The organism is Streptomyces sp. NPDC089919 (genome assembly GCF_040684615.1).
Classification (GTDB): Bacteria; Actinomycetota; Actinomycetes; order Streptomycetales; family Streptomycetaceae; genus Streptomyces.
In genome coordinates this window covers 1-24,925 of the sequence record NZ_JBFBGK010000065.1, presented here as the reverse complement: position 1 = coordinate 24,925, position 24,925 = coordinate 1, and the positions used below count along the sequence as shown (strand labels likewise).

General features: G+C 74.5%; 22 protein-coding genes and 1 riboswitch. Of the genes, 12 read left to right on the top strand and 10 right to left on the bottom strand.

The genetic code is table 11. The features are described from left to right. Nucleotides 1-15: 15 nt before the first annotated feature. Nucleotides 16-630 (bottom strand): histidine phosphatase family protein, encoded by a 615-nt coding sequence (locus AB0O40_RS24115; RefSeq protein WP_365045411.1) that lies wholly within the window; start codon nt 628-630, stop codon nt 16-18. A gap of 201 nt (nt 631-831) precedes the next feature. Here AB0O40_RS24115 and AB0O40_RS24110 point away from each other — a divergent pair, with 201 nt between their 5' ends. After that, nucleotides 832-1,791 (top strand): D-2-hydroxyacid dehydrogenase family protein, encoded by a 960-nt coding sequence (locus AB0O40_RS24110; protein ID WP_365045340.1) that lies wholly within the window; start codon nt 832-834, stop codon nt 1,789-1,791. Between the two features lie 28 nt (nt 1,792-1,819). On the opposite strand, the gene AB0O40_RS24105 is transcribed toward AB0O40_RS24110, so the two are convergent. Beyond that, the gene (locus tag AB0O40_RS24105; RefSeq protein WP_365045337.1) at nt 1,820-2,296 is read right to left on the bottom strand and encodes a MarR family transcriptional regulator; all 477 of its coding nucleotides are present in this window, start codon (nt 2,294-2,296) and stop codon (nt 1,820-1,822) included. A gap of 151 nt (nt 2,297-2,447) precedes the next feature. On the opposite strand from AB0O40_RS24105, the gene AB0O40_RS24100 reads away from it, so the two are divergent. Further along, complete coding sequence (locus AB0O40_RS24100; RefSeq protein ID WP_365045334.1) at nt 2,448-3,002, top strand: DoxX family protein; 555 nt, start codon at nt 2,448-2,450, stop codon at nt 3,000-3,002. A 14-nt stretch (nt 3,003-3,016) separates the two neighbouring features. Here AB0O40_RS24100 and AB0O40_RS24095 read toward each other — a convergent pair whose 3' ends face one another. Beyond that, nucleotides 3,017-3,487 (bottom strand): hypothetical protein, encoded by a 471-nt coding sequence (locus tag AB0O40_RS24095; RefSeq protein WP_365045332.1) that lies wholly within the window; start codon nt 3,485-3,487, stop codon nt 3,017-3,019. Next, nucleotides 3,484-4,509: a MerR family transcriptional regulator gene (locus AB0O40_RS24090; protein WP_365045329.1), complete on the bottom strand. Its 1,026-nt coding sequence runs from the start codon at nt 4,507-4,509 to the stop codon at nt 3,484-3,486. Before AB0O40_RS24090 ends, AB0O40_RS24095 begins: the two co-directional genes overlap by 4 nt. Before the next feature lie 109 nt (nt 4,510-4,618). On the opposite strand from AB0O40_RS24090, the gene AB0O40_RS24085 reads away from it, so the two are divergent. The 4 genes from AB0O40_RS24085 to AB0O40_RS24070 all read left to right on the top strand — a co-directional run bounded on the left by AB0O40_RS24085 (nt 4,619) and on the right by AB0O40_RS24070 (nt 6,827). Further along, entirely contained in the window at nt 4,619-4,867 is a 249-nt protein-coding gene (locus AB0O40_RS24085) for a hypothetical protein (protein WP_365045326.1), read from the top strand. Between the two features lie 350 nt (nt 4,868-5,217). Next, nucleotides 5,218-5,685: a DUF6232 family protein gene (locus tag AB0O40_RS24080; protein WP_365045323.1), complete on the top strand. Its 468-nt coding sequence runs from the start codon at nt 5,218-5,220 to the stop codon at nt 5,683-5,685. Continuing rightward, complete coding sequence (locus AB0O40_RS24075) at nt 5,685-6,029, top strand: hypothetical protein (protein ID WP_365045320.1); 345 nt, start codon at nt 5,685-5,687, stop codon at nt 6,027-6,029. Before AB0O40_RS24080 ends, AB0O40_RS24075 begins: the two co-directional genes overlap by 1 nt. Nucleotides 6,030-6,173: 144 nt before the next feature. After that, nucleotides 6,174-6,827 carry a DUF6232 family protein gene (locus tag AB0O40_RS24070; protein WP_365045318.1) on the top strand — a complete coding sequence of 218 codons (654 nt, stop codon included), beginning with the start codon at nt 6,174-6,176 and terminating at the stop codon, nt 6,825-6,827. Nucleotides 6,828-6,872: 45 nt separating this feature from the next. Here the strand turns inward: AB0O40_RS24070 and AB0O40_RS24065 are convergent, their stop codons facing one another. Further along, nucleotides 6,873-7,820: an XdhC family protein gene (locus AB0O40_RS24065; protein ID WP_365045315.1), complete on the bottom strand. Its 948-nt coding sequence runs from the start codon at nt 7,818-7,820 to the stop codon at nt 6,873-6,875. 290 nt (nt 7,821-8,110) lie between these two features. Here AB0O40_RS24065 and AB0O40_RS24060 point away from each other — a divergent pair, with 290 nt between their 5' ends. Then, nucleotides 8,111-8,446: a hypothetical protein gene (locus tag AB0O40_RS24060; RefSeq protein ID WP_365045313.1), complete on the top strand. Its 336-nt coding sequence runs from the start codon at nt 8,111-8,113 to the stop codon at nt 8,444-8,446. Between the two features lie 24 nt (nt 8,447-8,470). Here AB0O40_RS24060 and AB0O40_RS24055 read toward each other — a convergent pair whose 3' ends face one another. Beyond that, nucleotides 8,471-9,142, bottom strand: coding sequence for an NAD(P)H-dependent oxidoreductase (locus AB0O40_RS24055; protein WP_365045310.1), 672 nt, complete (start codon nt 9,140-9,142; stop codon nt 8,471-8,473). A 447-nt stretch (nt 9,143-9,589) separates the two neighbouring features. Further along, nucleotides 9,590-9,749: riboswitch (cyclic di-AMP (ydaO/yuaA leader) on the top strand. Between the two features lie 4 nt (nt 9,750-9,753). Between AB0O40_RS24055 and AB0O40_RS24050 the strand changes: the two genes are divergently transcribed. Continuing rightward, nucleotides 9,754-10,563, top strand: coding sequence for a transglycosylase SLT domain-containing protein (locus AB0O40_RS24050; protein ID WP_365045307.1), 810 nt, complete (start codon nt 9,754-9,756; stop codon nt 10,561-10,563). Between the two features lie 10 nt (nt 10,564-10,573). Here the strand turns inward: AB0O40_RS24050 and AB0O40_RS24045 are convergent, their stop codons facing one another. Beyond that, complete coding sequence (locus AB0O40_RS24045) at nt 10,574-12,160, bottom strand: FAD-binding oxidoreductase (protein WP_365045304.1); 1,587 nt, start codon at nt 12,158-12,160, stop codon at nt 10,574-10,576. 365 nt (nt 12,161-12,525) lie between these two features. Between AB0O40_RS24045 and AB0O40_RS24040 the strand changes: the two genes are divergently transcribed. Continuing rightward, nucleotides 12,526-13,923, top strand: coding sequence for an APC family permease (locus AB0O40_RS24040; protein ID WP_365045301.1), 1,398 nt, complete (start codon nt 12,526-12,528; stop codon nt 13,921-13,923). Between the two features lie 67 nt (nt 13,924-13,990). Here the strand turns inward: AB0O40_RS24040 and AB0O40_RS24035 are convergent, their stop codons facing one another. After that, the gene (locus tag AB0O40_RS24035) at nt 13,991-14,881 is read right to left on the bottom strand and encodes a squalene/phytoene synthase family protein (RefSeq protein ID WP_365045298.1); all 891 of its coding nucleotides are present in this window, start codon (nt 14,879-14,881) and stop codon (nt 13,991-13,993) included. A 104-nt stretch (nt 14,882-14,985) separates the two neighbouring features. Continuing rightward, nucleotides 14,986-17,169 (bottom strand): M4 family metallopeptidase, encoded by a 2,184-nt coding sequence (locus AB0O40_RS24030; RefSeq protein ID WP_365045295.1) that lies wholly within the window; start codon nt 17,167-17,169, stop codon nt 14,986-14,988. A 134-nt stretch (nt 17,170-17,303) separates the two neighbouring features. Between AB0O40_RS24030 and AB0O40_RS24025 the strand changes: the two genes are divergently transcribed. Then, nucleotides 17,304-18,263 (top strand): LysR family transcriptional regulator, encoded by a 960-nt coding sequence (locus tag AB0O40_RS24025; RefSeq protein ID WP_365045292.1) that lies wholly within the window; start codon nt 17,304-17,306, stop codon nt 18,261-18,263. Between the two features lie 284 nt (nt 18,264-18,547). Here AB0O40_RS24025 and AB0O40_RS24020 read toward each other — a convergent pair whose 3' ends face one another. Continuing rightward, a complete protein-coding gene (locus AB0O40_RS24020) occupies nt 18,548-19,204 on the bottom strand; it encodes an HAD-IA family hydrolase (protein WP_365045408.1) in 657 nt (218 codons plus the stop codon). A 597-nt stretch (nt 19,205-19,801) separates the two neighbouring features. Here AB0O40_RS24020 and AB0O40_RS24015 point away from each other — a divergent pair. Continuing rightward, complete coding sequence (locus AB0O40_RS24015; protein ID WP_365045406.1) at nt 19,802-21,370, top strand: alpha/beta hydrolase; 1,569 nt, start codon at nt 19,802-19,804, stop codon at nt 21,368-21,370. Between the two features lie 297 nt (nt 21,371-21,667). Beyond that, nucleotides 21,668-24,877 carry a TIM-barrel domain-containing protein gene (locus AB0O40_RS24010; RefSeq protein ID WP_365045289.1) on the top strand — a complete coding sequence of 1,070 codons (3,210 nt, stop codon included), beginning with the start codon at nt 21,668-21,670 and terminating at the stop codon, nt 24,875-24,877. Nucleotides 24,878-24,925 lie beyond the last annotated feature (48 nt).

Sequence of the window (24,925 nt, the reverse complement as noted above, 5' to 3'; positions counted from 1 at the left end):
GGCCGGCGGCGGGTGTCAGGACCCGGGCGGGGCCGGCAGGGGGCGGGTGTTCCAGCCGGAGATGACGGGGGTGCCGTGCTCGGTGGAGAGCCGGCTCACCGTCCCGGTACGCAGCAGGAAGAGGCGGCCGTCGGCGGGCGGCAGCCCCAGGTAGCGGGCGGTCAGCACGCGCAGGAAGTGGCCGTGCGCGACCAGCACCGCGTCCCCGCCGCGCTCGGCGAGCACCCCGGCCACCCGCGCCAGCACCCGGTCCGCCCGGGCGCCGACCTGCTCCGGGCTCTCCCCGGGGTGCTCGGCGTCGCCCGGCGGCACGCCGTCGCGCCACAGCGTCCAGTCGGGCCGGTCCCGGTGGATCTCGGCCGTGGTGATCCCCTCGTAGCCGCCGTAGTCCCACTCGTGGAGCTCCGGATCGGTGGTCGCGGTCGGCAGGCCCGCGAGCCGGGCGGTGCTCATGGCCCGCCGGAAGGTGCTGGTCAGCACCAGCGAGGGGGCCAGTCCGGCGAAGTAGGGGGCGAGGGAGATCGCCTCCTCGACGCCCTGCGGGGCCAGCGGCACGTCCGTGAGCCCGGTGTGCCGCCCGGTCGCGCTCCACGCCGTCTCGCCGTGCCGTACCAACAGCACATCACCCATGCCGCCGCCCCGTCCCGTCATCCATGCCGCACCCCGGTCTCGTCAGCCCTGCCCTACCCCCTTACGGTGCGCCACCGGCCGCGCGTGCGGCCGTTGACACGCCTGAGGGGGCGCACCGCCGATCATGCCGGGTGGCCCTGTCCGGCCCGGAGGGGACCCCCTAGGCTCGGCGGGAGCGGAACGATCTCGGAGGTGGGGGCGATGGTGCTGCGCTGTGCGGTGCTGGACGACTATCAGGGCGTGGCGCGGGGACTCGCGGACTGGGACCGGCTGGCGGGGCGGGTGGAGACCCGCTTCCTGGACGGCCACCTGGACTCGCACGACGCGCTGGCCGAGGCGGTCGGGGACTGCGAGGTCCTGGTGGTGATGCGGGAGCGCACCCCCTTCCCCGCCGAGCTGTTCGGCCGGCTGCCGAAGCTGCGGCTGCTGGTCACCTCGGGTCTGCGCAACGCCGCCATCGACCTGGCGGCCGCCGCGCGCCACGGCGTGACCGTGTGCGGTACGGGCAGCAACTCCGAGCCCCCCGTCGAGCTGGCCTGGGCGCTCATCCTGGGGCTGGCCCGGCAGGTGGTCCCGGAGAACGAGGCCCTGCGGACCGGCGGCCCCTGGCAGCAGAGCCTCGGCGCGGACCTGCACGGCCGCCGGCTGGGCCTGCTGGGACTGGGCAAGACGGGCCGCCGGATGGCCCGGATCGGCGCGGCCTTCGGCATGGAGGTGAGCGCGTGGAGCCGCCACCTCGACCCCGCCACGGCCACCGAGCACGGCGCGCGGGCCGCCGCCACGAAGGAAGAGCTGCTGGAGGGCGCCGACTTCGTCTCCGTGCACCTGGTCCTCGGCGAGGGGACCCGGAACCTGATCGGCGAGGCGGAGCTGCGCCGGATGCGGCCCACCGCGTACCTGGTGAACACCTCGCGGGCGGGCATCGTGGACCAGGCGGCGCTGCTGCGGGCCCTGCGGGAGGGCTGGATCGCGGGGGCCGGCGCCGACGTCTTCGCGGCCGAACCGCTGCCCGCCGACGACCCCCTCCGCACCGCCCCGCGCTTCCTGGGACTGCCCCACCTGGGGTACGTCACCCGCCGCAACTACGAGGGCTACTTCACCCAGGCGGTGGAGGACATCGAGGCCTACCTGGCGGGGCGCCCGGTCCGCGTGCTGGGCTGACGGGGCGCCGCCCCGCCCGGCGGCCGGGTCAGCGGGTGCGGAGGCGGCGGGTGACCTCGCCGAGGCCGTCCGCCAGGGCCAGGATCTGCTCCGGGGTCAGGACGTCGATCAGGTGGTGGCGGACGGTGGCCACGTGCCCCGGCGCCGCGCCGTCCAGCTTCTCCCGGCCGAGGTCGGTGAGGACCGCGAAGACGCCCCGGACGTCCGAGGGGCAGCTGCGGCGGCGCACCAGCCCGGCCTTCTCCAGCTGCGTGACCTGGTACGTCAGCCCGCTCTTGGAGTTGATCAGACCGTCGGCGAGCTCCGTCATGCGCAGTTCGCCCGCGGGGGCCGCGGCGAGCCGGACCAGGATCTCGTACTGGGGGTGCGAGAGCCCGGAGTCGTCCTTGAGCTGCTGGTCGAGGCGGCGGTTGAGGAGCGCGGAGGCGGCCAGGAAGGCCTTCCAGGCGCGCATCTCGTCGTGTTCCAGCCAGTTGGGTTCCGGCGTGTCCGCCACATCTGCCATGCCCCCACCCTACGGCAGTTGTTCCAATTTGAACGACGGGCTATGGTCGGTCGGAGTGTTTCGAATTTGAACCACGTCCCACCGGGCCCGCCCCCACCAACGGCACCCACCGGCCCGGCCGCATCCGCCGCCCCCAACGAGAGGGACCTCCATGTCCTCCCCGTCCGCGACCCTGCGCACCAGCACCGAGACCGGCCTCCGGCCGGCCACCGCCGCCGGCACCACCCCCGTCGACGCCGGACTCCTCCTGATCCGCCTCGCCCTCGGCCTCACCATGGCCGCCCACGGCGCCCAGAAGCTCTTCGGCTGGTTCGGCGGCGGCGGGATCAGCGGCACCGGCCAGTTCTTCGAGATGAGCGGCTACCCGGCCGGCGAGGCCATGGCCGTGGTCGCGGGCCTCTCCGAGGTCCTGGGCGGCCTGGGCCTGGCCGTCGGCCTGCTCACCCCGCTGGCGGGCGCCGCGCTGGTCGGCACCCTGGTCAACGCCCTGGCAGTGGTCTGGAACGGCAGCTTCTTCGAGCCCGCGGGCGTCGAGTTCGAGCTGCTGCTGACCGTCGCCGCGGCCGGACTCACCCTCACCGGGCCCGGCCGGTACGCCCTGGACTCCTTCGTGCCGGTGCTGCGCACCCACCGGCTGCGCACCGGGGCCGGCGCCCTGCTGCTCGGGCTGCTCGCGGCCGGGGTCGTGCTGCTCGTCCGCTCGTAGCGCCCGTACCCCGGTCAGCGGGCCGGGGTCACCTCGAGGAAGCGGCGGTTGCGGGGACCCCGGTAGACCGGGCAGTCCCAGCCCAGGGGCTCCAGCGCCGCCGCGCAGCCGGCCAGCCGGTCGGCCTCCTCCTCGGCGGCCCCGCCGCCCGGCGGGCCCAGCCAGCCCACCCGGACCCGGCCGGACTCCCGGTCCGTGCGGACCACGTAACCGGTCGCGGTCCGGCGGCCGTCCGCCGCCACCGCGGAGGGCGGGATCCCCTGCGCCTCCAGGGCCAGCGCGACCGCCCGCACCGGCTGCTCCCGCTCCCAGGGGGCCGGGACCGCCGCCGGATCCGCCGGCCCCTGGTTCATCAGGCGGCGGATCTGCCGCAGTCCCTCGAAGGCCACCCGCACCTCCGCGGCCCGGCGGTCCGCCGCCGGGCCGGTGGGCGCCGGCCCGTCGCCGGTGGCCGCCTCGAAGCCGCCCGCCCCGGCCCCGCTCACGCCGGGCCGCCGTCCGCCGGGTGCGCCCGCAGCCAGGACAGGACCTGCCGGGCGTGCTCGTCCGGCGGGAAGACCGGGTAGAAGACGTGCTCGACCGCGCCGTCCCGGACGATCATCGTCAGCCGCTTGTACAGCCGGCTCCCCGACGCCTCGAAGGTCGGCAGCCGCAGCTCCCCGGCCAGCGCGAAGCCCGGGTCCGAGAGCATCGCGAACGGCAGCCGCAGCCGCTCGGTCACCTCCTGCTGGTAGGGGGTGTCCTGGCTGGACAGCCCGTACACCCCGGCCGCCCCGGCCGCCAGCAGGTCCTGGTGGTGGTCGCGGAAGTCGCAGGCCTCGGGGGTGCAGCCGCGGGCGCCGGGGATGGCCTCCCAGCCCTCCGGCAGGTCCCGGTCCGGCCGCCCGGTCAGCGGGTACAGGTACAGCACCGTCCGCCCGGGCCCCAGCTCCGCCAGCCGGACCGGCCCGCCCGAGGTGGCCGCCAGCTCCAGCGGCGGCAGCGGCAGCCCCGGCAGGTGGTCCGCGGCCCCGTCGTCCGCCGGTACCGGGAGCCCTTCGGGCAGCCTGGTGTGGTCGGCCGGTGCCTTCTCCGGGGCCCCGGCGGGGTGCTGCGGCGTGCTCATGTACGTCTCCTCCTGAGGGACCCGCGCGGCCGGCGGCCGGACGGTGCTGTTGCGGTAGGCGGCCCGCTCCAGGTGGGCGACGAGCACCGCCCGCCGCTCCGTGAGCGCCTCGATGCGGGCCGAAAGGTCGTCGATGGCCTCGCGGTACCCGGCCAGCGAGGCCGGGCAGTCGTCGGCGTGCTCCCCGCCGGCCGCCAGGCAGTCGAGGAACGGCCGGGTGCCCTCCACCGGGATCCCCATTGCGCCCAGCGCCCGGATCTCCCGGACCACCCGGACGGCCTGCTCCCCGTAGTCCCGGTAGCCGTTGGGCAGCCGGTCGGGACGGAGCAGCCCCATGCCCTCGTAGTAGCGCACCGCCTTGACCGTCGCTCCCGCGCGACGGGCCAGCTCGCCGATCTTCATGCGGACCTCCCGGAGAAGAAGCTAAACCCTGCCCCGAGGGGCAGGGTCAAGCCGGGGTCCCGGCGGGCGTCCGGATGCGGGCGGCGCCCCGGCGTCCCAGGCTGGTGCCATGCAGCACGCACCGATCGTCGTGCACCGGCCCTCGCCCACCGGCGGGCGCCGGGTCACCCTGCGGGCCGGGGGCCACGAGGACATCCTCGGCCTGGCCCGGTCCGACGAGGACGTCATCGAGTTCCTGCGCCGCGCTGAGGTCCCGGACCCCGACGAGGTCGTCCTGGGCGACTCCCCGCTCATCGACTGGATCGGCGCCGACCCGCACGTCTACACCTACGACTCCCCGGAACCGGACCTCGCGTAGCGGGGCCTCCGGATCCGCCCGACGGCCCGACTCCGGCCGGACGCCGGTCGATTGGCGGTTTCGGGACTGTCCCGGCGGCCCGTCCGCATGCTTAATGGTGCTCCCGCCGAGGGCGGGGAACCGAGGACACGGGGGGAAACGTGGACCACATCGCAGGAAACGGCGGACCGCCGCACGGGGAGCCGCCGCGGGCGCCGTCGGACGGACGGGCGGCAGGACCGGCGGCTGACCGGGCGACGGGTCCCGCGCCCGGACAGCCGCGGCCAGGGACACCCGGGCCGCCGCCGCGGCCGCTGCTCGAGGCGCCCGAGGTACGGCGGGGGCGCGGACCGCGCGTCCTCCAGCTCCGGGTGAGCAACCACATGCTGTTCGTGGGCTCGGCCGTCGTCCCGCTGCACAACATCACCTGGGTCGAGCCCTACATGCAGAAGCCGGACCGGCGGAAGGCGGCGCTCAACGCGCTGCTGCTCTCCCTCGTCGCGGCCCTGGTCCTGATCGTGGCGGGGGCCGCCGGAGGCACGGACGAGGATTTCCAGGCGAAGGCGCCCCTCCTGCTCCTCTTCGTGCTCGTGGCCGTGGTCGTCGCGGTGGCCAGGCCCGCCAAGCCGGCCCTGGCCATCCAGTCGTCCGGCGGCTCCACGGTCGTGCTGACCCTCCCCACCCTGGAGGAACTGCGCACCATCGCCGGTGGGATCGTGAACGCGATCGAGAACCCGGAGCGCGAATTCAGCACGGTCGTCCACCAGTTCAACAACACCAACCATTTCGGCCCGGTGGTCAACATGACCGGCGGCCGGGGGAACACGGGGATCGGCTGATGAGCGACGCGTCCCACTACCACGGCCCGGTGGTCAACATGACCGGCGGCCGGCAGAACGTCGGTGTCAACTACGGCACCGTCGGCGGCGGAGCCGGCGAGGACGACGGGCTGCGCGCCGCGGTGGCGGAGCTGGTCCGTCTGTTGGGGGAGCTCGGGCCGCGGCTCGCGCCGGAGCAGGCCCGCGCCGTCGAGGAGGCGCTGCCCGAACTCGTCCCGGACCGGGCCGCGTTGCGAGAACGAGGTCTGGTGCTGGCGTCCGTCGCCCAGATCGCGGCGGCCGCGGGCGCGGTCGGCCGGCCGGTGGCGGAGGCGGTGGGGCAGCTGATCGGGCTGCTCCGCTAGCCGGCGGGTGCGGGCCGGCCCGGCGGGCCGGTCGCCGGCCGGTCGGATGCCGGTCGGGGACCGGCCCGCGGGCCGGGGGCCGCACGGGTGCCCGATGATGTTGCCCTGAGGCGCCGGGACGGCGGCGGGGGAGCGGGGGAGCACATGGACGAGGCGGAGCGCGCGGACGGACCGCGGTCCGGGGTGGCGGGGCCCACCCCGGCGGGCGGACCGTACGGGCCCGTCGCGTCCGAGCCCCCGTACGAGCCGCCGCTCGGGGCGGTGGTCGGGCCCTGGCGGCGGACCGGGAACCGGGACCTGTTCCTGCGGATCACCGGGGGCACGCTCTGGATGGGGACGACCGGTGTGCCGCTGGCCCAGGTCACCCGGGTCGACGCCTTCCGGTACACCGCGCGCGCCGGCTGGGCGGGGCGCCTGCTGCTGTGGCTGGGCGCGACCGGGCTGCTCTGCGCGCCGCTCCACCGCGTCCTCGAGGGCGACTGGCGCTTCTGGGAGGGCCGGTACGCGATCGCCGCGCTGGTGCTCGGGCTGGTCGGCTGCGTCCTCGGGGAGCTGTACCAGCGGCCGAGGCCGGTGCTGGCCGTGGAGACGGCCGGCGGTTCCACGATCGCGGTGACCCTCCCGGACCACGACCGACTGCGAGCCACGGCCGGGCGGATCCTGTACGCCGTCCAGCACCCGGACGCGGAGTTCGGCATCGTGGTCCAGCGGCTCGGCACCCGGACCCGCCACTACGGCGCGGCCGTGCCCGCGCGCGGGGTCCGGCGCACCGAACCCCTCCGGCGCCGGTCGGGGTGACGCCGGCCGCCGCCCCGCCCGGCCGGCGGGGCGGCGGAGGAGGCGTCAGCGGGAGCCGGCCGTCAGGGTGCTCAGGATCTCGGCACAGATGGCGAGCGCGGTCTCGGCGGCCGTCCGGGCGCCCAGGTCCAGGCCGATCGGGCCGTGGATCCGGGAGAGTTCGGCCTCCGGGGCGCCCCCGGCGAGCAGGTCCTCACGACGCCGGGCCTGGGTGCGGCGGGAGCCCAGGGCGCCGACGTACGGGACGCCCAGCCGCAGCGCGGTCCGCAGCGTCGGGGCGTCGAACGACGGCTCGTGGCTCAGCATCACCAGGCAGGCCGACCCGCGCCGCTCGGTGAGCAGCTTCTCCGCCTCGGCGCCGGACTCCGTGGTCACCCACTCCCAGCCCAGCAGCCCGGCCTGGGCCCCGATCAGGCCCGCCAGTTCACCGGCCCCGCCGATCACCAGGTACGGGTCGGCCGGGTAGGCCTCGATCAGCACCAGCCCCTCGTCGGAGTAGCGGGCCTCGCGCCCCGCGCGGTGCCGGCCCAGCAGCTCCAGGGCCTCCCGGGCCGCCTCGGTACCGGGCGCGGCGCCCGCCCGGACGACGGTGCTGGACGCCTGGGTGCCGTCCTCGCTCAGCCGGGTCACCAGGGCCGCACTGGAGCCCAGCGCCAGCTCGTCCCACCACTCCGCGGGGACCGAGTCCAGCGGCTGGAGCAGGATCTCGGACTCCCCGCCGCAGGTCAGCCCCGCTCCGGTGGCTTCGGCCCCGTGCACCGAGACCTGGCACACCCGGGCCGTGACGCCCGCCGGCACGGCTGCCACCTCGGCGGTCAACTGCTCGTCGAACACGCCTCGGTACAGGCTCCCGGCACGCTCGCCGCGCGCGTCGACGAGCAGCGCCCCGGACGGGTCGCGGGGGCCGAAGCCCTGCTCGGTGACCGGCCGCGCCAGGAACGCCTCGCGGCCTTCGGCCGTCCACCGCCGCGCCGTCTCCACCAGCTCACGCATCACACGCCGCCCTTCTCGCCTCTGCCCGGTCCTCCCAGGTCAGACCCCAACGTAAGCCGGAAGAGGGCCGTCGGCTCCCTGTTGCCGCGAGGTTCGGCGGGTCCGCCAACCGGGCGGCTTGGACGATCACCCGACGGCCGCGCTGGCTGTTCTTGGGCGGGAAGACAACGAATGCATACCGGTGCCCGGGGGTGCCGTTTCCCGTGGAATCGAGGGCGGGTTGATCGGACGTGACGACTTCCTCCGGTCCGGTTCCGAAGCCGGCTGTCCCGGCGCCGCGGCGCGCCCCCGTGGCTGCCCTGGACGGCGCGTACTGGCTCGACTCGCCGTCGCGGCACCAGGGCGAGGACTGCGCCCGGTGCGCACGGCTGCGGCGGGTGGCCCCCGGGGCGGACGGCCCGGCCGGGGAGGGCGGAGAGGCCGGTGCCGCCGCGGCGGGCGGGCCGGCCGGCGGCCCGGCGGCCCGGGAGCCGGCCGCGGCCGTGCCCCCGGTGCTCGCGGCGGCCGAGGAGCCGGCCGCGGTCGTCCCCGTGGTGCTCGGGGCGGCCGTGCTGCGCGTGGTGATGACCGCGCTGGCGGTGGTGTCCATCGTGACGGCCCTGGCCCTCACCGGGCGGGGCCGCTGAGCCCGCTCCGGCGCCGGGGCGGGCTCAGCCCTCGGCGCGCTCGGTGACCAGCGCGTCCGTGCGGTCGCCCAGGAACTCGTACCAGCGGCGCTGCAGGCACACGTAGCGGGTGTCGGCTTCGACCAGGCGCAGGAACGCGGCGACGGTGTCCGCCAGCCGGCCCTGGAGGCCGGCGTCCGTGAGGTCGCCGTCCGGGGTGAACCCCTCGTGGGCCTTGGCGAGGCTGAACATGTCCGGGTACACGCGGGTGCCGAGGTGTTCCAGGGGGACCCGCAGCGCCCACAGGCCCCGGTTGCCGCCGACCATCGAGGGCGAGGCGGACACCAGCAGCGCGTGCTTGTCCTTGAAGGGCTGCGGCCGGACCCGGGAGACCCAGTCGACGGCGTTCTTGAGCACGCCGGGCATCGAGGCGTTGTACTCCGGCGAGGCGATGACGAAGGCGTCGCAGGAGGCGATCCGCTCGCGCAGGGCCAGCGCGCCGGGCGGCAGTCCGGTGTCGGTCTCGGCGTCGCCGTCGTAGACCGGCATGGCGAACTCGGACATCAGGGCCAGGTCGACGTCGGCGCCGGCCCCGGTCGCGAGCCGGCCGACGAGCGCGGCCAGCCGCGTGTTGAGGGAGTCGGCGCGCAGGGAGGCGCCGAAGACCAGCACACGGACCGGCTGCCGGACGTCGGCGGGATCGGGGTCGGCGGTCATGGGGCGGCCTCCAGGACGGGGGGAACGCGGCGGGAATCACCACCACCGCATTTCGGGCGCGCCCAGGCTAGACCAGGACATCCCGGAAAGCGGCGAGGGCGCACGGGGTGGGAGTGAATAGTCCGATTTCGCAGGGGCTGTGCCGGTCTTTCGCGTGCCGTCGGAATCGGTCAGTTAGCGGGCGTTTTCGGGGTTATGGCGGGGAGGCTCCGGGGCGGTGATGTGTGTCACGCGGATTTCCGGGCGGCGGCGGCCCGGCGGTACCGGCTCCCGTGCGGTTGAGCCGGAGTTGAGGGTTCACGGGTCGAAGGATCTTGCTGATTTGCATGAAGAATTCCGTCGGCAACTTTCTTTTCGCCTATTCGTGACTTGTTCCGTCTCCTGACTCTCGCCTACGGTCACGCTCATTCCGGGTGGAACGCCGAATCCTGCCGCTGCCCGGGCCCCTCACATCACGAGTCCATCCAGCACGGCAGGAGCGGGGGAACCAGGTAAGCCGCCGAACCGGAACACCGGCTCGGCTCGGGGTGAAGTCGCACCTGACGGTGCGGCCGGACAGCTCCCGTCCGAACCCGACAGCTCACCTCGCAGGCGACGGAGAGGAATGCGCCATGCCCGGAAAAGGCAAGCACCGCCGCCCCAAGAACACCCGTCTCGGCCGCTCCGTCGCGGCCGTCGGTACCGGCGGGGCCGCCCTGGCCCTCCCGGTGCTCGGCGCCACCGGCGCGGTCGCGGCGCCGAACGCCGGGGCCGTGCATTCGGTCGCGACGGCAAATACCGCCGTGGTGACGGCCGCTCAGAAGGCCACCGTGACCTATTCGGTGATCGCCGGGGATTCCCTCGCCAAGATCGCCGAAAAGCACTCCATGAAGGGCGGCTGGGAGAAGCTGTACCAGGACAACCGCGCGCTGATCGGTGACGACCCGTCAACCATCCGCCCGGGCCTGAAGCTCAGCATCGACCTCATGGCGACCCCGCTGGCCGGCACCGCCGCCGCTCGGGACGCGGCCGCCGCCCGGGCCGACCGCTCGGCCCGCCCGGCCACCCTCACCGCCGCCAAGCCGGCTGCCGTGACCCCGGCCGTGGCCAAGAAGACGTACGCGGACAACCTCGACGGCTGGATCCGCGAGTCGCTGGACATCATGGCGCAGCACCGCATCCCCGGTACGTACGACGGCATCTACCGGAACGTCATGCGCGAGTCCTCGGGCAACCCGCTGGCCATCAACAACTGGGACTCCAACGCCGTGGCCGGCACCCCCTCCAAGGGCCTGCTCCAGGTCATCCAGCCCACCTTCACGGCGTACCACGTCCCGGGCACGGCCCTGGACCTGTACGACCCGGTCGCCAACATCACGGCCGCGTGCAACTACGCCGCCGCCCGCTACGGCTCCATCGACAACGTCTTCGGCGCCTACTGACCCGCCCGCCTCACAGGCCCTGCGGGAAGCGGAAGAGGCGGTCCGGGTCGTACGCCCGCCGGGCCGCCTCCAGACGGGGCAGGTTGGCCCCGTAGTACGCCCGCCGCCAGTCCGGCAGGCGCGGGTCCGCGTAGTTCTGGTACGCCGCCCCGCTCGCCCACGGCCGCAGCGCCGACCACAGCCCCGCCAGCCACTCCTCGTGCCGGCCGGCCTCCTCGGGGGAGGCCGGCTCCGGCCAGTACGCGAGGTACTGGGTGAGCAGTGCCCGGTCGCGGTGCACGAAGGCGGTGTCCCCGGCCGGTACCCGGTTCAGTGCCCCGCCGCACACCCCGTCGAGCTGCACCACGCCCCGCCCGCCCGGCGGCACCGCCGCCGGGTACCGGGCGAGCGCGTCGAGCAGGGCGTCCACCGCCACCGGCGGCAGCCCCGGCGCGTCCCAGAAGTCCGACCGCCCGGCGTAGGAGTCCCGGCCCAGCTCCCCGGCCGGATCGCGGCCCGGCAGCACCCCGGGCAGGTGGCAGCGGTCCGGGGTGAGCTCCGCGCAGCCCGCCATGAGCCGCGTCAGCCGCTCCTGGCCGCCGGTGACCACGTACACGTCCCGCGGTCCGCCGCCCACCAGGGCGGTCAGCCGGTCCAGCTCCTGCTCCAGGCCGCCGCGGCCACCCGCGCAGAAGACCCGCACGGCCGGTGCGGGCACCCCGGCCGCCCCCTCTCCCCCTCCTTGTGGGTCCCGGCGGTCCCGCGCCCGCGCGCCCGTGCCGACCGTGAACTCCAGCTGGCTCCAGAACGGCTCCGGCAGCCCCGCCAGCCACCGCTGCCAGCCGGCGACCAGCCCGGGGGTCCCCCGGGCCTCCCAGTGCAGCTCGGCGAAGGCGCAGTCGACGGCGGGGTGCGTGCGGAAGCGGAACTCGGTGACCACCCCGAAGTTCCCGCCGCCCCCGCCGCGCAGGGCCCAGAACAGCTCTGGCTCCCGCTCCGCGCCCGCCTCGCGCACCCGCCCGTCCGCCGTCACCAGCCGTACGCCCGTCAGGTTGTCGCTGGTGGTGCCGTACGCGCGGCTGCTCAGCCCCAGCCCGCCGCCGAGGGTGAGTCCCGCGATGCCCACCGACGGGCACAGCCCGGTGGGCAGGACCGCCCCCTGCGCGCCGAGCACCGCGTGCACGTCCGCCAGCCGGGCGCCGGCCCCGATCCGGGCGGTGCCCGGGCCGGGCGCCACCGCGGCCAGCGCGCCGACGTCGATCACCAGCCCGGTCCCGGTGGACCACCCCGGGTAGCTGTGGCCGCCGCCCCGGGCGACCACCGGCAGGCCGGCGGCCCGGACGAACCCGAGACAGGCCGCCACGTCCCCCTCATGGGCCGGGTAGGCCACCGCGGCCGGGGCGGTCCGGTCGTACCGCGGCTGGTAGAGCTGCCGGGCCTCCGGGTAGGCGGGGTCCCCCGGCAGCACCAGCCGGCCGTCCAGCCCCCGCGCCAGCGCCCCGAAGTCGGGCCCCCGGTGCAGCGGGCCCCGGCGGAAGGGGTCCCGGCCGCCCGGCGGCGCCGGGGCGAAGGCCGCGGCCAGCGGGAGGCCGAGGAACGTCCGGCGGTGCAGGGTCATGCCCCCACTACACCCGCCGCGCCGGTGCCGGGCCCGGGCCCCCGCCGCGGCCCGGCCCCGGGCCAGCCGGACGGCCGAGGCGACGGGGCGTACCGGCGGTAAAGCGGGAGAAAATTCCTGACCGTTCCGCTGCGGTTCCCGCACTCGTCATTTTCGTTGTCTTATCGCGTTCTTAACGCACAACTGCTCCACTGCACCCTGTCGGAACGACGGATTCCGCAGCAGGTGGGCCATTGACCTGCGGTTCCGTGGAGGCTTCCATTCAGCCCTGGAGCCACGGACCAGCAGACCATCACCCAGCCGCCCCGGAGGCGATACCGGCTCCACTCCCAGATTCGCTTGCACACGCCGATCGGAACCGCCTGATGACCGACACCCTCAGCGCACCGCACGCGCTGGCCCCGCAGACCGGCCCCGTGCCGCAGAAGCTCAAGCGCTCCATCGGTGTCGTGGGCGGCACGCTGCTCACGCTCTCCTGCGTGACCCCCGCCTCCACCCTCTTCGTGGTCGTACCCGACCTCTTCCACGACGTCGGCACGTACGCCGCGCTCACCATCGCGATCGGCTCGCTGCTCTGTATCGGCGTGGCGTTCTGCTACTCGGAGCTGGGCACCCTGATCCCCAGCGCGGGCGGCGAGTACGCCATGGTCTCCACCCTCGCGGGCCGGCTCGCCGGCTGGCTGGTGTTCGTCCTGTCGCTGCTGGTGGTGATGATCGTGCCCCCGGTGATCGCGATGGGCACCGCCGACTACCTCGCCCCGCTGGTCCACATCCCCGCGCCGCTGGCCGGCGCCGGCGTGATGCTGCTGGCCACCCTCGCGGGCCTGCTGGACCTGCGCGCCAACGCCTGGATCACCGGCATCTTCCTGGTGCTCGAGGTGATCGCGGCCGCGGTGGTCGCCGTCCTGGGCTTCGCCCACTCCGAGCGGGGCGTCACCGCCCTCACCCACGGCACCACCCTCTCGGACGGCGGCACCCCCACCACGGTCACCGCCATGATGGTGGTCTCCGGCCTCGCCATCGCCCTCTTCATCACCCAGGGCTTCTCCACCGCGGTCTACCTCTCCGAGGAGCTGGAGAACCCCCGCAAGAACGTCGCCCGCACCGTGCTGGCCACCCTGGCGATCTCCACCGCCGTCATCCTGGTCCCGGTCATCGCCATCACCGTCGGCGCCCCCGACCTCGCGGCCCTCACCAGCGGCGACATCAGCGGCATGATCACCGCCTGGTCCAACTCGGCCGTCGGCACCTTCGTCAGCCTCTGCGTGGCGCTGGCGATCATCAACGCCGGCATCGTGATGGTCATCCAGAACTCCCGGGTGCTCTTCGCCTCGGCCCGCGACAAGGCCTGGCCCGAGCCGGTCAACCGCGGCCTGTCCCGGCTCGGCCGGTTCGGCTCCCCGTGGGTGGCCACCCTGCTGGTCGGCCTGCCCGGCGCGGCCCTGTGCTTCGTCAACCTGGACACGCTGACCGGGGTCATCGGCGTCGCCGTCACCGGCATGTACCTGCTGGTCGCCGTGGCGGCGCTGTTCAGCCGCAAGGGTGAGCACCGTGTCGCGGCCGCCTGGCGGATGCCGCTGTGGCCCGCGGTGCCGGTGCTCCTGATCGGCGTGATGGGGTACGTGATGTACATGCAGGACGTCGAGTACCTGCTGTGGACCGGCGGCATCGTGGCCGTGGCCACCCTCTACTGGGCCTTCTACCTGCGGCCCCGCCAGGACACCCGCTGGCTGGTGACCATCCCCGAGGACGCGCACCTCTGACCCCCTCCCGAAGAGGCGCGACGCCCGAGGGCCGCAGCGGCACCCGCCGCCGCGGCCCTCGGGCGTTTCAGGCCCGGCCGCGCCGGGCCCGGGCGAGGATGCGGAGCGGGGCGACGATCCCGTAGCCGACGTCCCGGCGCAGGGCACCCGCCCCGGCGCGGGCCACCGTGGTCAGCTGGTGGTCCATCAGCTCGATCATCGTCCGGCCCACCGGTCGCAGCCCCGGCACCGCCAGGTCCACCACGTCCGCCGCGCCGGCCAGGGCGGTCCGGGCCCGGCCGCACTCCTCGGCCAGCAGGGCCCGGACCCCGGGCGTGTCGGCCGCCCCGGCCAGCTGCTGGTGGCTCACCCCGTGCGCCACCAGCCGCTCGCGCGGCAGGCACAGCCGTCCCTCCTTCAGGTCCCCGGCCAGGTCGGCCAGGAAGTCCACCCGCTGCGCCGCGTCCACGAACCGCCGCCAGCCCGCGGCCGCCTCGGCGTCGGGGCCGCCCTCGTACTGGAGCCCGGTGAAGGCCACCACCCCCGGCCAGGCGTACGCGTCCAGGTAGGCCTGGAAGTCCGCCTCGGTGCCGAAGCCGGCGAACTCCGCCTCGGCGGTGGCCGCACCGGCCAGGAACCGGGTCACCCAGGCGACGGGCAGCCGCCGCTCGGCCACCGCGTGCGCGTACGCCCGCAGCACCGGGTGCTCCTCGCGGCCCGACTCCAGGGCGGTCACGGTGCGGTCGGTCAGCCGCACCAGCCCGTCCCGCTCGCCGCTCTCGGCCACGTCGTCGACCAGGTTCATGAAGGCCAGCCCGGCGGTCAGGAACGGCACCAGCGACGGCGCCGCCAGCAGCCGCAGGGCCAGGTACGGTGCCTGCTCGCGCCGCACCACCCGACGGGCACAGGCGGTGTAGTCCGCGCGGACGGCGGGCTCGACGAGCCGCGCGGCGGTCAGGGTGGCGCGCCAGGTGGGCACGGGGACGGTTCTCCTCGGTCGGTGGGGACGCCCGTCCCGCGGGGGGCGGACGGCGAAAAGCGCCCCCGGCCGGACGGACCGGCCGGGGGCGCTTCCCCCTTACCTTACGGCGCGGTCAGACCCAGCGTGTACGAGCCGGAGCCGCTGTAACCGTCCACGACGTAGCGGTAGTAGCCGGCCGAGCCGTAGTAGCTGATGTCCTCGTCCGCGACCTCACTGCCGGAGACGGCCACGTCCACCCACGTGGATCCGTTCCACTTCTGCAGGTACAGGTCGAAGTCCGCGCCGCTCGGGCCGCGCAGGCAGCCCACGTGCGTGCCCGCGGTGCGCGAGTAGTAGTACGAACCGTTGGGCTGCACCTGGGCCTGGCCCTGGCTGAGCGTGCCCCGGTACGTGTACTGCGCGTTGCTGCACCCGGTGGGCGGCGTGGTGCTGCCGACGGTCAGGCCGTACGTCACCGAGTGGGTGACCGAGCCGGTGCCGGTCACCGTGATCGAGTACGTGCCGTTCGCCGTGCCGGCCGCCACCGCGACGGTCATCGTGGAGGAGCCGCCCGAGGTCACCGCGTCGGGGCTGAAGGAGACCGTGACGCCGCTGGGCGCGCCGGAGGCCGACAGGGCCACCTTCTGCGCCGCGCCGCCGGTGGTCTGGGTGCTCACGGTCGAGGTGGCCGAGGCGCCCGCCTGCACCGAGCCGCTGGTCGGGTTCAGCGCCAGGGAGAAGTCGGGGGTGGTGGTGCCGCCGCAGTCGGTCTCGCCGGACTGCGCCGGCACGCCGACCGCGTTCCAGGCCGCCTTGACCGCGTTGCACTCGACGCTGCCGTACGTGTTCTTCGCGCTCGCCAGGGTCGCGCGGCGGGCGGCGAGGTGGTTCCAGGAGGAGGTCTTGCTGAGCAGGGCGCCCATGAAGATCTTGCCGGCCTTCTGGATGCCGACCCCGGTCACCGACGCGGGGCCGCCGGAACATATGGGGCTGGCGGGCTTGCCGCCGCCGGGGTTGGAGCCCTCGGCCAGCAGGTAGAACCAGTGGTTCTGCGGGCCGGCCGCGGCGTGCACCTCGGTGCCGGAGTTCAGCTGCGGGTAGCAGTTGGGGTCGCCGGCCAGCGACGGGTTGTACATGTAGCGGATCGGCTTGCCGTCGCCGAGGAAGTCGAGCTTCTCGCCGACCGTGTAGTCCGGGGTGTCGTTCGGGTTGTTGGCGTACGCCTCGGTCAGGGCGCCGAAGATGTCGCCGGTGGACTCGTTCATGCCCCCGTTCTCGTTGCTGGAGCCGGAGCTGCCGGGGGTCTTGTCGAAGACCTCGTGGCCGTACTCGTGCGCCACCACGTCGATGCCGGTGAGCTGCATCGTGGAGTTCTGGTTGTGGCCGTACGTGGTCTTCGAGCCGTCGTAGTAGGCGTTGACCTCGCCGAGGCCGGCCTTGGCGGGGACCATCGAGCCCTGGCCGTTCTGGCCGTTGTAGCCGAACCACTCCTTGAGCATGGAGTGTTCCTTCTGGGCCGCGTACATGATGTCCACGCAGGCGGTGACCAGGTTGTTGGCCGTGCCGTTGCCCCACGGCGAGGAGCCGGTGTAGGCGCCGCCGGTCTGGCCGCCGCACTGGAAGCCCGAGCGGGTCGGGTCGGTCATCGACGAGGCGGCGGTGTCGATGGTGACGTTGCCGTTGTGGTAGCCGCGGCCGTCGGCGTCCGACACCTTCTGGACGGCCTTGGCCACCGCGCCGGTGCGCGCGTCGACGTACGTGTCCAGGACGCTGGGCGCGCCCTTCGCCGACCGGCCGCTGACCCGGGTCTGCCAGGTGAGCAGCGCCTTGCCGTCCTTGACCAGCACGGTCAGCGCGGGCTTGGTGGCGCTCTCCACCCGGGCCAGCTGGCGGCGGGCGGTGGCCGCGGCGGCGGAGGCGGAGACCGTGGCCCTGGTGCCGACCTTGATGGCGGGGGCCGGAGCGGCGGCGATGTCGCGCACCTTGCCGGTGCTGTCGGTCAGCACGACCGCGTCGCCGCCGACGACCGGCAGACCGCGGTAGGTGCGGGTGTAGGCCGCGTAGTACAGGCCCTTGGCCCACGGGGTGACCGAGGTGCGGACGAGCTCTTCGTCGGCGCCGTGGCGCAGTCCGTCCAGGCCGCTGGCGGCGGCCCGGTCGGCGGCGCCCAACGCGAGCGACTTGCCCTGCTGGGGAGGCGCGGGCTGCGTCGTGGGGGCGGCCGATGCCGTGCCGGCGAGGGCGCCGGCCAGGCTCGCGGACAGCGCCATGGCTGCCACGGTGGCCGTCAGTCTGGTGCGGTGCACGTCCACTCCGTTCGTGGGGGGAGGTTGCTGGGGACGGGCTGAGTATGGGCGTGAACATGACGGGAATGGGACATCTCGCGCGGCATAACACCGGAGTTATGGTGCGGTGCCCAACTGCTGCGTACGCTGCTGAAATGCAGCTGGAACTGAGGCATCTGGAAGCCGTCTGCCGGATTGCCGAGGCGGGAAGTCTGGGCCGGGCGGCGGCTCGTCTCGGCGTGTCCCAGCCGGCCCTCTCGGCCCAGTTGCGACGGATCGAACGCGTCGCGGGCGGGGAGCTGTTCGTCCGCGGCCGGCGCGGCGTGGAGCCCACGGCGCTGGGGCAGTTCGTGCTCACCAAGGCCCGCCGGGTGCTCAGTGAGATGGACGACCTGGCGGCCGGTGCGCGCGCCGCGGACCCCGGGACCCCGCTGCGACTGGGCTGCATCCTGCTGGTGTTGCTGGACGGCCTGTGGGAGCAGATCGACCAGGCGGTGGCCGGCCGGGAGATCACCGTCGACCTCGAGGACTCGGTGACCGCGCTGACCCGGCTGCTCGGCTCGGGGCGCTACGACGTGATCCTGTACGGCGAGGTCAACGACCATGAAGTCCCGCTGCCGGAAGGGGTGTCGGCGCGGACGCTGATATCGCGCGAGCCGTTCTGCGTCCGGCTCTCGGAGCGGCATCCGCTGGCCGCCGCCGAGCGGATCGAACTCGCCCAGCTGGCCGGGGAGTCGTGGATGACGCTGGTCGAGGACGACGACGGCGGCCCCGAGGCGCTGGTCGCGGCCTGCGCCGAGGCCGGCTTCACGCCGACGCTGCGCTACCGCATCACCGACCGCAAGATGCACTACGACCTGATCGCGGCCGGCCGGGCCGTCTCGGTGAGCCAGCCCACCGCGCCCGCGGTCCCCGGCACGGTCATGCGCCCCCTGGTCGGCGACCCGGTCACCGGCCGCATCCGCCTGGCCTGGAACCGGGCGGCGGTCTCCACACCCCAGGCGGAACTCCTGTACGGGGCGGCGGCCCGGGCGTACCTGGCGAACGTGGCCAACCACCCGTTCCACCGGGCCTGGTGGGACGCGCATCCGGAGGTGCATCCGCAGGGGGTGTGAGGGGGCTTCGCGCTGCGGCGGTTTGCGGGGGCTCCGCCCCCGGCCCCCCGCGCCTCAATCTCCCCCAGCTACCGCTGGGAGGTGCCCCCAGCGGGGCTGGATGTGCCGGGTCTCCCGGCGGCACGCGTACATCTCTAGCCGCGCGGCGTTTGAGCGCACCGGCGCGGAGCGTCGGTATGGGGTCCGGGGCGGAGCCCACGGTTTCGGGAAGGGGCGGGTAGGGGAACTGCTCCGCGCAGCGGCTACGGGCACCGCTCCGCGCACGGGTCGGGGGTGACGACGCCTCAGCCGGCCGCGGCGAAGGCCAGGATGTCGGCCGCGGCCTCGTGGAGCGAGGGGAAGTGGCGGTGCACGCCCGCCGGCGCGACGGCCGTGTTGACGCCCCAGACCGTCATGCCGGCCGCGAGCCCCGACGCCACCCCCGACGCCGCGTCCTCCACGACCAGGCAGTCCTGCGGCTGGACCCCCAGGCGTTCGGCCGCCAGCAGGTAGGGGGCGGGGGAGGGCTTGCCCTCGGTCACCGCGGCCGCGTCCACGATCAGGGCGGGGAAGGGCAGGCCGGTGCGGGCGAAGCGGCCGCGGACCCGGTGTTCGTAGTTGGAGGTGACCAGCGCCCAGGAGCCGGCCGGCAGCGCGGTCAGCAGCTCCGCCGCCCCCCGGTACGCCGCGTACTCCCCGCTCCGGACGTCCTCGTCCTCGAGGGCGTGCAGCGCGGCCAGGCACTCCTCGGGGTCCCGGCCGGGCGCCACCAGCGCGAAGGTCTCCAGCGGGCGGGTGCGCAGCGCCACCCGGTGCACCTCTTCGGCGTCCAGGCCGTACTGGTGGGCCCAGGAGTGCCAGACCCGGCGCTGGTTGTCGAGGGCGTCGACGAGGGTGCCGTCGACGTCGAAGAGGACCCGGCGGCGGCCGGTGGGAGCGGGGCTCCGGTGATCTTGTCGCATGGCGGCATCGTGCCAAACGGTCCGCGGCCGTCCGAGGCCGGTGTCCGCCGTCGCCGTCCGGTGCTCCCGCGCGTACCCGACCGCCGTCGCGGAGCCCCCGGCGGTGCGGCCGCCCGGCCGGGCGGCCGGGCGGCCCTCGGAGAGGTCTGCGGACTCGGTGGACTCGGTGAACGATGCGTGGTTGTCGTCGGACGAACGGTGTGCGCGGATCTCGGACATGGGAAGGAGCATCTTCGGTGGCGGCGGTGGGCCGCCACCTCATTTCCGGTGTGCGGGGGCCGTCGGGGGCGGTCTTCGGCCAGCCCCGTCGGCCCGGCAGGTCTCCGACCACGACCGGTCCGCGGCGCCGGCCCGGCCCGGTGGCTGGAAACGGCCCCTGGCGCGGAGGCCGGCCGCCGGCCGGACCTTCCGGGCCGATGGCCCTTCGTCCGGCATCACCGAACATCACCAACGATCACGCAATTTCGGCCAGTTGTCCGAATCCGCCCTCCGTCGCGAGTCTGACAGGCTCTGCCCCGAGGGATGATTCGCCGCACCCCTCGCGTAGCGGAGGGTGGTGACGACCAGTCACCACCGAAAGGAACCCCTTTCGTGCGCATGCGCCGATACGCCCCGCTGCTCGCGGCGGGACTCTTCGCGACGACCCTGCCCGCGCTCGCCCCCGTGACGGCCGTGGCCGCCGAGGGCCCCGCCGCCGAAGCCGGCTACCTCCGGCAGACCCCGGTCTGGCACCGCTGCGACGCGCGGCAGCCGGCCGCCTTCCAGTGCGCCACCATCAAGGTCCCGCTGGACTACCGGCACCCCGAGGGCCGCAAGATCGACCTGGCCATATCGAAGCTGAAGAGCGCCACCCCCGCCAAGCGGCACGGCGTGCTGTTCCTCAACCCCGGCGGCCCGGGCGGCGAGGGGCTGGACCTGCCCCTGTACCTGGGCGACGCCTTGCCCAAGAAGGTCAAGGAGCAGTTCGACCTGATCGGCTTCGACCCGCGCGGCGTGGGTCGTTCCACCCCGGTCACCTGCGGACTGACCAACGACGAGCAGAACTTCGACCGCCCGTACACGAAGGCCACGTTCAAGGACGACGTCGCCTGGGCCAGGACCGTGGCGCGCAAGTGCGCGGCCACGTCCGGTGACCTGCTGCCGCACGTCACGACCCGCAACACGGCCCGTGACATGGACGTCATCCGGCAGGTGCTCGGCCAGCGCAAGATCTCGTACCTGGGCTACTCGTACGGCACCTACCTCGGCGCCGTCTACGCGCAGATGTTCCCGGCCCGCACCGACCGCGTCGTCCTCGACAGCGGCGTCGACCCGGCGCGCGTCTGGCGCGGCATGATCCAGGTCTGGGCCTCCGGCAGCGAGCCGGCCTTCGACCGCTGGGCCACCTGGACGGCCGCCCGCAACCGCACGTACCACCTGGGCACCAGCCGGGCGGCGGTGACCAAGACCTTCTACGGCCTGGTCGCCCGCGCCGACCGAAACCCGATCCCCATCGACGGGGAGAAGGTCACCGGTGCGCAGATCCGGTCCGGCCTGCGGGGCGTGTTCTTCAGCCCCAAGCCGGCCGCCGAGATCGTCTCCCGGCTCAAGGACGCGGCCGACGGCCGTCGCGTCGCCCCCGGTCCGGGCCTGCCGGAGCCCGTGGCCGCGCCCGCCCCGAAGGCCGCGCCCGCCGACAACGGCACCGCCGCCTTCTGGACCGTGGTCTGCGGGGACACCGCTGCCTGGCCGCGCGACCCCGAGCAGTACCGCCGGGACTCGATCCGCGACAAGAAGCGCTACCCGCTCTACGGCGACTTCGCGTCCAACATCAAGCCCTGCGCCTTCTGGTCCAAGCCCCTCGAGGCCGCCACGCCGATGAAGACCAAGGCGCCGGTGCTCACCGTGCAGAACGAGTGGGACTCGCAGACCCCGCTGAGCAGCGGCAAGGGCATGCACCGCGCGCTCAAGGGCTCGCGGATGGTGCTGGCGCTGGGCGGTGAGGGGCACGGCGTGTACCTGACCCCGGGCTCCTGCGCCAACGCGCCGATCACCGCCTACCTGGCCACCGGCAAGCTGCCGGCCAAGGACGTGACCTGCACGACCCGCAGCGGGTCGCAGCAGCAGCGGGGCGAGATCAGCGGTCCGTTCCCGGCTCCCTTCCCGTCGCTGCCCGGCCGCTTCTGAGCCGCGGCTGAGCGGGTCCGGGACGGGGGCGAACGCCCGGGCCCGCAGCGTCACCACGGCACCGGCCGTCCGGTCCTTCGGGACCGGGCGGCCGGTGTTTTCGCGCCACCCGCCGAGCCTCCGCTTCCTCCGGGGCCGCATCCTCCGCTTGCTTGATTGTGCTCGTTTGGAAGGAGTTTCGAGCAACATCCTCCAAATTCCGGCGAGGGCGCGCTATGTTGCCATGCGCATGCCCATCGCACGGTGTGGTGCGGAGCCGCGGCCCCGCCATGCCCGGACCGCATGAGGAGCTGCTCCATGAGACTCGGCTTTGCGCGCACCCGGCACCGGGGACGGCCCCCCGGCCCCGCCCTCCGCCGCGGCCGGTGGCGCACCCTGGCCGCCGCCCTCGCCGGCACGCTGGCCGGCGCCGCCCTGTTCGCCGGGGGCGCGGCCGGACCGGCCGCCGCGGCCGCCCCCGCGACCACGGCCGGCTCCGCCACCGGCATCAGCCGGTCGGGCAACACCTTCACCGTGACCACCTCGACCGCCGCCAAGGCGCGGGTGGTGATCGCCCGGGCCGACATCTTCCGGCTCTGGCTCTCGCCCGACGGCACCTTCGGCGACGACCCGGCCGGCTCGGACCTCGCCGTCACCACCGACTTCGGCTCGGTGACCGCCTCCGTCACCGACGCCGGCAGCCACTACCGGATCACCACCCCGGCCCTGTCGATCCACGTCGAGAAGTCGCCGCTGCGCTTCTCCGTCTTCCGCGCCGACGACACCACCCCCGTCTGGTCGGAGAGCCAGCCCACCTCCTGGTCGGGCGGCAAGACCACCCAGTACCTCAGCCAGGGCGCGGACGAGCAGTTCTACGGCACCGGCCTGCGGCTGGGCGAGTGGGCGCTGCGCGGCAAGACCGTCCCGGTGGCGGTGGACAACAAGTGGCGCGAGAACGACAACGCCAGCCCCGCGCCCTTCTACATGTCCACCAGCGGCTACGGCGTGATGCGCAACACCTGGGCCCCCGGCTCGTACGCCTTCACCGCCCCGGGCGCCTTCACCCACAACGAGACCCGCTTCGACGCCTGGTACTTCACCGGCGGCTCGCTCAAGTCCGTGCTCGACGCGTACACGGACGTCAGCGGCAAACCCTTCCTCGCGCCCCTGTGGGGCTTCGAACTGGGCAACGCCGACTGCTTCAACGCCTCCAACCCCGACTACCAGGGCGACCACGACCGGCTGCGCCACCAGACCACCCCCGACGTGGTCGGCTACGCCGCCGACGCCCGGGCGGCCGACATGCCCTCCGGCTGGTTCCTGCCCAACGACGGCTACGGCTGCGGCTACACCGCACCGCTGAAGTCCACCGTCGACGCCCTCAAGGCGAAGGGCTTCCAGACCGGCCTGTGGACCTCCACCGGGCTGTCCGGGATCGCCGACGAGGTCGGGGTGGCCGGCACCCGCGGGGTGAAGACCGACGTGGCCTGGATCGGCGGCGGGTACAAGACCGCCTTCACCGGGGTGCAGCAGGCCGTCGACGGCATCGAGAAGAACTCCGACGCCCGCCGCTTCGTCTGGACCGTGGACGGCTGGGCCGGCACCCAGCGCAACGCGGTCGTGTGGACCGGCGACACCTACGGCACCTGGGACGACATGCGCTGGCACGTACCGGCCATCGCCGGCGCGGGCCTGTCCGGCCTGAACTACGCCTCAGGGGACGTGGACGGCATCTTCGGCGGCAGCCCCAAGACCTATGTCCGCGACCTCCAGTGGAAGGCCTTCACCCCGTCCTTCATGACCATGTCCGGCTGGGGCGCCACCAACCCGGCCGCCGGCTACCAGGACAAGCAGCCCTGGCGCTTCGCCGAGCCCTACCAGAGCATCAACCGGAAGTACCTCCAGCTCAAGATGCGGCTCACCCCGTACCTGTACACGATGAGCGCCGCCGCCCACGAGAGCGGCGTGCCCAGCACCCGCGCCATGGTCCTGGAGTACCCGGACGACCCGGTCGCCCGCGGGAACCTGACCAGCGGTCAGTTCATGGCCGGCGACTCCTTCCTGGTCGCCCCGGTGGTCTCGGACACCAGCACCCGCGACGGGATCTACCTGCCGGCCGGCACCTGGACCGACTACTGGACCGGCCGCACCTACGCCGGCCCCGGCTGGCTCAACGGCTACGCGGCACCGCTCGACACCCTGCCGCTGTTCGTCAAGGGCGGGGCGATCGTCCCCATGTGGCCGAAGATGAACTACGCGGGGGAGAAGCCGGTCTCCACCCTCACCTACGACATCCACCCGCGCGGCGCCTCCAGCTTCACCCTGTACGAGGACGACGGCCTGACCCGGGCCCACCAGAGCGGCGCGTACGCCCGGCAGCAGGTGGACGTCAGCGCGCCGGCCACCGGCACCGGTGACGTCACCGTCTCGGTCGGCGCGGCCACCGGCTCGTACACCGGCAAGCCCGCGGCCCGCGGCTACGAGCTGAGCCTGCACGTGGCCGGCGCGCCCACCGCGGTGACCGCCGACGGGACCGCGCTGCCCGCGCTGGACAGCAAGGCCGCCTACGACGCGGCCGCCACCGGCTGGTTCCACGACCCCGCCGACCGGGCGGGCGTCCTGTGGGTCAAGACCGGTTCCCGGGCGGGCGCCTTCAGCGTCACCGCCACCGGCGTCCGGCTGCCGGCCGCCGACCCGGTGCCCGGCTCGGCGCCGATCCCGCAGACCGGCTGGTCGGTGGTGTCCGCCGACAGCCAGGAGACGGCCGCCGAGAACGGCGCCGCGGCCAACGCCGTCGACGGCAAGCCCGGCACCCTCTGGCACACCGCCTGGTCCACCGGCACCCCCGCGGCCCTGCCGCACGAGATCCAGATCGACCTCGGCGCCCGCTACAGCGTCGACGGCCTGGGCTACCTGCCGCGCCAGGACGGCGGGGTGAACGGCCGGATCGGCCGGTACGAGGTGTACGTCTCGGACACCACGGCCAGTTGGGGGACGCCGGTGGGCACCGGCAGCTTCGCCGACACCGCCGGGGCCAAGAGCGTCCCGCTCGCCGCGAAGACCGGCCGCTACCTGAGGCTGCGGGCGCTGACCGAGGCCGGCGGCCGGGGGCCGTGGACCAGCGCGGCCGAGATCACCGCCACCGGCCGGGCGGCCCCGCTGCCGGCCGACGCCACGCTGGTCAACGGCGCCTCCGGCACCTGCGTGGACCTGCCGGGCAGCGCCACCGCCCCGGGGACCGAACCGACCCTGTACACCTGCCACGGCGGGCCCAACCAGCGGTGGACGCTGGCCGCCGACGGCCGGCTCACCGGCCTGGCCGGGGTCTGCCTCGACGGCGCCGCCGCGGCCCGGATCACCGTCCAGACCTGCAACGGGAGCGCGGGCCAGAGCTGGCAGCTCGGCCCGCAGAGCACCCTGCGCAACGCGGGCCGGTGCCTGACCGCCGCCGGCTCCGCCAACGGCACCAAGCTCACCCGCGCGACCTGCGACAACGGCGCCGCCCAGCGCTGGTCGACGGGCTCCTGAGCCCGGCCGCGGGGTCGACCGCAGGCCGGGCCGGCCGGAAGCCGACCC